Genomic DNA, 6,280 nt, shown 5'->3' with positions numbered 1-6,280 from the left:
GGGCCGGGGCGGGGGCGTCGGGGGTGTTGAGGGAGTCAGACACAGTGAGTCCGATTTTACGGCGCCCCGGAGCCACACCCGCTCAGCCGGGCGAGCCGGGCCGCCGGCCGAGCGAACCGAGCAGCTCCAGCACGCGGCGCCCGACCTCCCTGCCGATCGGCAGGGAAGCGGTGGCGGCCGGGGACGGCGCGTTCAGCACGTGCACGGCCCGGCTGCCCTCGCGGATGAGAAAGTCGTCCACCAGCGTCCCGTCCCGCAGCACCGCCTGCGCCCGCACCCCGGCGGGGGCCCGCACCAGGTCGTCCGCCTCCACCGCGGGCAGCAGTCTGCGCACCGCCTGAAGGAACGCCCCCTTCGACACCGAGCGGTGCAGCTCCCCGGCGCCGTATCTCCAGTGCCGACGGGCGATCGTCCACGATCCCGGCCATGCCACGGTCCCGGCCAGCTCCCGGGGCCGTACGACCCCCCAGCCGTATCCCTCCCGGGCCAGGGCCGGCACCGCGTTGGGCCCGATGTGCACGCCGCCGTCGATGCCCCGGGTCAGATGCACGCCGAGGAAGGGGAACGCCGGATCCGGCACCGGGTACACCAGCCCCCGCACCAGCTCCGGCCGCGCCAGCTCGTAGTACTCCCCGCGGAACGGCACGATCCGTACCCCTGGCTCGTCCCCAGTCAGCCGTGCCACCTCGTCGCTGTACAGCCCGGCGCAGTTCACCAGCACGCGCGCCCGTACGACCTCCCCGCCCGAGGTCAGGACGGCCACACCGCGCTCCGGGCGCCGGTCCACCCGGACGACCCGTGCCCCGTAGCGGATCTCCGCCCCCGAGGCCCGCGCCAGCTGCCGTGCGACCCCGACGAAGTCGCAGATGCCCGTCGTCCCCACGTGTATGGCCGCGAGTCCGCGCACCTCCGGCTCGTACTCGGCGATCTGGGCGGCGCCCAGCTCCCGCACCGGGATCCCGTTCTCCCGGCCGCGCTGCACGAGCGCGTGCAGCCGGGGCAGTTCCTCGCGCTCGGTGGCGACGATCAGCTTGCCGGTGACGGCGTGCGCGATGCCGTACTCGGCGCAGAACTTCACCATCTCGGCCGCGCCCCGCACCGCGTACCGCGCCTTGAGCGAGCCCGGCCGGTAGTAGATCCCGCTGTGGATCACCCCGCTGTTACGCCCCGTCTGGTGCCGGGCCGGGCCCGGCTCCTTCTCCAGCACGGTGACGCGCGTACCCGGCGCGGCACGCGTGATCGCATACGCCGTCGACAGCCCGACGATCCCCCCGCCGACCACGAGCACATCACAGTCGTACGCACCGACCGGCACCTGCACCACCTCCCACCTCGATAGTGCACTGCGCCACTGACAACGCCTTCAAACGCGCCGGTGTCCCGTATCCGCGGCTCAGGCGGGCGCCATCAGCAGGGGCCGGGCCCGCTCCCGAAGCTCCACCACTCGCGGTTCGTCCCCGTACGGCTCCAGCCGGTGCAGCAGGTCCTTCACGTACTCGGTGGTGCGCGCCGACGAGATCCGCCCGGCCACCTCCACGGCCCGCACCCCCTGCTCGCACGCCGCGTCGAGATTGCCGGACTCCAGCTCGGCGACGGCCGAGACGACGAGCCGCAGCCCGTGCGAGCGCACGAACTCCTCCGTCGGCTTCGACAGCGCCTGCTCGGTGAACCGCCTTACCTGACGCGGCGCCTTCAGATCCCGGTAGCACTCGGCCGCATCCGCCGCGAACCGGTCGTAGCCGTAGAAACCGAGCCAGGTCGGGTCGTTGTCGCCCTCCCTGGACCGCTCCAGCCATCCCTCGGCGGCCTTCAGCGCCGCGCCGGCCGCCTGGGCGTCCCCCGCGCGCGCGTGGGCCCGCGCCTCGACCAGCCGGAAGAAGCTCATCGTGCGCGCGGTGGCCAGCCCCCGGTTGCGCTCCAGGGCGGCCTGCGCCAGATCGACGCCCTCGTCGCCGAAGCCGCGGTACGTCGCCTGCAACGACATGGAGGCGAGGACGTAGCCCCCGAGGGGGACGTCCGCCGCCGCGCGCGCGAGCCGCAGCGCCTGGATGTAGTACCGCTGCGCGGCCTCCTGCTGGCCCGTGTCGAAGGCCATCCACCCGGCGAGCCGGGTGAGTTCGGCGGACGCCCCGAACAGGGCGCGGCCCACCTCGTCGGAGTACGCGCCGAGCAGCAGCGGTGCCGCCTCCACCCGCAGACACTCCGGCACCATCGACGAACGCCAGTCCCCGCCCCCGTACTTGGAGTCCCACCGCCGCGCGTCCTCTGCGGCCTCCCGCAGCTTGCGCACATCGCTGTGGCCGACTTTGATCGGTGCGCCGGAGCCCTCGACGGAGCCCGCCTCGCGCGCGACCGAGCTGTCGGCGGGGGTTATCAGCCATCGTGAGGCAGGCGTTGCGTATGCGCTCACTGCGAACGATCCGGCGAGCGACTGCCAGATGCCGCCGGAGCCGGCCCGGCGGCCGGCGAGGTCGAGACGGTACAGCTCCGTCGCCGACTTCACCGCCTGTGCCACGTCCCTGGGGAAGGCGAGGCCCACCTCGGGCGCGGGATCCGCGTCGGCCAGGCCGATCTCGTGGAGCGGCACCGGACGGCCGAGCTTCTGCCCGATGGCGGCCGCGATCAGGTGCGGCGCGGCGCCCTGCGGCACCATGCCCTTCGACACCCAGCGCGCCACGGACGTCTTGTCGTAGCGAAGAGTCAACCCGCGTTGGGCGCCAAGGTCGTTGACGCGTCGTGCGAGTCCTGCGTTGCTGATTCCCGCGAGGGCGAGAACGGCGCCGAGCTTTTCGTTCGGCCCGCGTTGCTCCCTGGACATGCGCCACCCCTCGACACAGACGGCTGCCGCGCTGGCATAACCACGCGGCATTCGTAAACCCAGCGTAGTTCGCCGCATCCCAAGCGTTAAGGGGCATTGTTCCGGATGGCGGGATTGTGGTCCGTACGGAAGTACGGCCATGTACGCACCGTGCACGGTCTGTCGCCGCGTGCCCCCGTGCGTGTGGCCGTGCGCCCGTCCGTGCGCTCTTCTCCGGCCATCGGGGGAGCGGTTCCATGGCTCTTGCGTGGGTCGGCCCGCTGTACTGGATCCAGTGGGCTGGGGGACACCGTCACCTTCATCCCCGCGGGTGGCGGACCGGTCCGGGAGGCGATGCCCGCCTCCCGGACTGTGCGCGTGTTCGCGCGACCGCGTGCTCCGCAGCCCTGTACGGAGCGTGCTCAAGTCGGGCTTCGCTCTGCGTGTTTGGCCGAAAATCGCCCCAGCCCGTCGCGGTGGATTTCCGCTCCGACCATGCAACTTGAGGGCGCTAAAGGCGTCTTGGGGGAGCGTACAGGGGGCGCATTCGAGTCGCACCCTTCACCGTCGCGCCGCGCGGTTCCCCCGATCGAAGCCGGTGCCGCCGCCCCTCCACAGCGCGCCCTTCATGGCAGCATGGGGACCGGTTCGTTCGGTGCACTGGTTGTCCACAGCCTGTGGAGGCGTCGATGCGGTGGTTGGTGGGTTGGAGCAGCACCGCCGCTGGTGTCGCCGGCATCGGTTCCGCGGGCGCCACCGGGTACGACGGCGAGACCCTGCACCCGGTCGGTTCGCAACTCCTGTGGGGCGACCCGGATCCGCTGTGGGCGGTCGGCGACTGGCGCCCGGACGAGGTGCGCGTCGTGAAGGCCGACGCGGACAACCGCATCGCCGTACTCGGCATCTGCGGCGCCTCCGACGACGAGCTGCGCCGCGCGCTGTTCACCGCGCGCGGGGGCGCACTTCGCCATCTGACCACCTGGCCGGGCAGCTACACGGCCGTCGTCCAGGTCGGCCGGCGCATCACCGTCTGCGGCGATCTCGCCGGCGCCCGTCCGGTGTTCCACACCCCCTGGGCCGGCGGCACGGCCTACGCCACCGCCGCCCTGCCGCTCGCCGACCTCATCGAGGCCAACCTCGACTTCGGCCACCTCGCCGCCCTGCTCGCCGCCCCCGACGTACCGGCCGCGCTGCGCGACACCACCCCGTACGACGGCGTACGACGGGTTCCGCCGGGGCACGCGCTCGTGCTGCGCGCCGGAGTGCGCGAGATCGCCGGGTACGAGCCGGTCGCCTCGCTCGCCGTGGCCGCGCCCGCGGCCGACCCCGACCACGCCGTGGACGCCGTACGGGACGCCCTCGTGGAGGCCGTGCGCACCCGGCTGTCGGCGCCCCGCCACGTGCCCGACCTCGACCCCGGGCCGGTGCCCGGCATGGGCCCGGCCGAGCGGCGGGCCCGGCGCGGGATGCCCGTGCCCGGCATCGGCGCCGACCTCTCCGGCGGACCGGCCTCCGGCACCCTCGCGCTGCTGGCCGCCGGACTGCCCGGCCGGCCCGGCACGCTCCTCGGACACGGCACGGGCGCGGGCGAACGGCTGCTCGCGGTCACCTTCAACGACCTGGCCGTGGGCGGCCGCGAGGCCGAGGTGGAACGCGCGGGAGCCCTTGCCGCGAACCCGCGCCTGCACCACGTGGTGGTCACCGGCGCCGAGGAGACCCTGCCGTACGCCGACCTCGACGGCCCCCTCACCGACGAACCGGGACCCTCCCTGGTCACGGCCGCCCGCCACCGCGCCCGCCTCGCCTCCGGCAGCGCCGACCACTTCACCGGGCACGGCGCCCGCCAGGTCCTGGACGCCCATCCCGCGCGCCTCGCCGACCTCCTCATGGACCGCAAACGGCGCCACCTGGTCCGGCCGGTCGCCGCGCTCGCCAAGGCCGACAGCTCGGTGATGGTCCCCGCGCGCGTGTACGGCGCGGCCCGGCGCCTCGCCCGCACTTCCTACCGGGCCGGTCTGGAGGAGCTGGCCGAGCGGCTGATGCGGCGCCGCTTCGACGAGCCCAAGGGGGCGGTCGGCGCGTCCCTCGCCGCGCTGACCTGGGCCAGACCGGGGCCGGCCGCCCGCTGGCTGACGGGGGAGGCGCTGGCCGAAGTATCGGTTCTGCTGCAGGCGGAGGCGGACCGCTCCGGCACCGGCGCCCAGCGCCCCGGCGAGCACCGCGCGCGTGCCGCGCTCGCGCGTGGCGCCGCCGACCTGCGCGTCCTGGAACAGGCCGCCGAGATCCGCTCCCAGCGCCTGCACGCGCCCTTCCTCGACAACCAGGTCGTCCGCGCCTGCCGCGCCCTCCCGGAGGCCCTGCGCGTCCAGCCGGGCGCCCGCGCGGCGATTCTGCGCACGGTCCTGGAGGGCGCCGGCGTCACCGACCTGCCGCCCGGCTGGGGCGCCCCCTCCCACGCCTCCTCGGCCGCCGCCACGCGCGCGGGCCTGCGCATGGCGGCCGACCCGCTGCTGGACCTCTTCGCCACCCCGCTCCTCGCCGACGCCGGACTGGTGGAGGCCCGCGTCGTCCGCGACGCCCTCCACTCGGCGGCGGCGGGCGACCCCCTCCCGCTGGACGGCCTGGCCGACCTGATCTCCCTCGAACTCTGGCTCCGCCGCCTGCTCTCCCGCCGCGGCACCTGCTGGACGGGAACACCGGCACGCGCGCGTGCGGTGCCCTCCGGGATCCAGCCGAGGAAAGGCGCCCTGGCCTCCGGCGCCTGAGCAGCGGCTCTCTGCGTCCGGTACCGATCAAGCACCGCTGACGAAACCCCCGTGCCCAGATCCCCACCCCCCGCGACAATGGCCGGATGCGGTACAGAATCCTGGGCGCAACCCAAGCAGCGGACGACCAGGGCACCCCCGTACCCGTCGGCGGCCGGCGGCTGCGCACCCTCCTCACCGTCCTCGCGCTGCGCCCCGCCCGCCCCGCCACCCCGGAGACCCTGATCGACGAGATCTGGGCGGACGACCAGCCCCAGGACGCGCCCGCCGCCCTCCAGGCCCTCGTCGGCCGCCTGCGCCGCGCCCTCGGCCGCCACGCCATCGCCTCCACTCCCGGCGGCTACCGCCTCGAAGCCACCGAGGACGACATCGACCTGTACGTCTTCGAGCGCCTCGCCCACACCGGCACCCAGGCCCTCGCCGCAGGCGACCCGGCCAGAGCCCACCGCACCCTCACCGAGGCCCTCGCCCTCTGGCACGGCCCCGCCCTCGCCGACCTCCCCGACCGCACCGCGGCCGCCCGCCCGGAGGCCCTGCGCCTGGCGGCGACCCGCGCCCGGGCCGCCGCCGCCCTCGATCTCGGCCGCGCTCCCGACGTCGTACCGGAGCTGGCGGAACTGACCGCGGCGCACCCGCTGGACGAACCCCTGCACGCCCTCCTCATCCGCGCCCTGCGCGACACGGGCCGCCCCGCCGACGCCCTCGCCGCGTACGAGTC

General features: G+C 74.7%; 4 protein-coding genes. 2 read left to right on the top strand and 2 right to left on the bottom strand.

What is annotated here, in order from left to right:
* Positions 1–82 precede the first annotated feature (82 nt).
* Together lhgO and ADK64_RS42135 are read right to left on the bottom strand one after the other, a co-directional pair.
* A complete protein-coding gene (lhgO, locus tag ADK64_RS42140; protein ID WP_053667556.1) occupies positions 83–1,324 on the bottom strand; it encodes an L-2-hydroxyglutarate oxidase in 1,242 nt (413 codons plus the stop codon).
* 69 nt (positions 1,325–1,393) lie between these two features.
* Positions 1,394–2,818 carry a hypothetical protein gene (locus ADK64_RS42135; protein WP_053667555.1) on the bottom strand — a complete coding sequence of 475 codons (1,425 nt, stop codon included), beginning with the start codon at positions 2,816–2,818 and terminating at the stop codon, positions 1,394–1,396.
* Between the two features lie 668 nt (positions 2,819–3,486).
* Between ADK64_RS42135 and ADK64_RS42130 the strand changes: the two genes are divergently transcribed.
* Together ADK64_RS42130 and ADK64_RS42125 are read left to right on the top strand one after the other, a co-directional pair.
* The gene (locus tag ADK64_RS42130) at positions 3,487–5,562 is read left to right on the top strand and encodes an asparagine synthase-related protein (protein ID WP_053667554.1); all 2,076 of its coding nucleotides are present in this window, start codon (positions 3,487–3,489) and stop codon (positions 5,560–5,562) included.
* Positions 5,563–5,648: 86 nt separating this feature from the next.
* On the top strand, positions 5,649–6,280 hold a 632-nt coding region (locus tag ADK64_RS42125; RefSeq protein ID WP_199829866.1), incomplete at its 3' end, for an AfsR/SARP family transcriptional regulator.

This window comes from Streptomyces sp. MMG1121 (assembly GCF_001280015.1).
Classification (GTDB): Bacteria; Actinomycetota; Actinomycetes; order Streptomycetales; family Streptomycetaceae; genus Streptomyces.
Note: the sequence above shows the minus strand (reverse complement) of the source record. Positions and strands in the feature narration are given on the sequence as shown.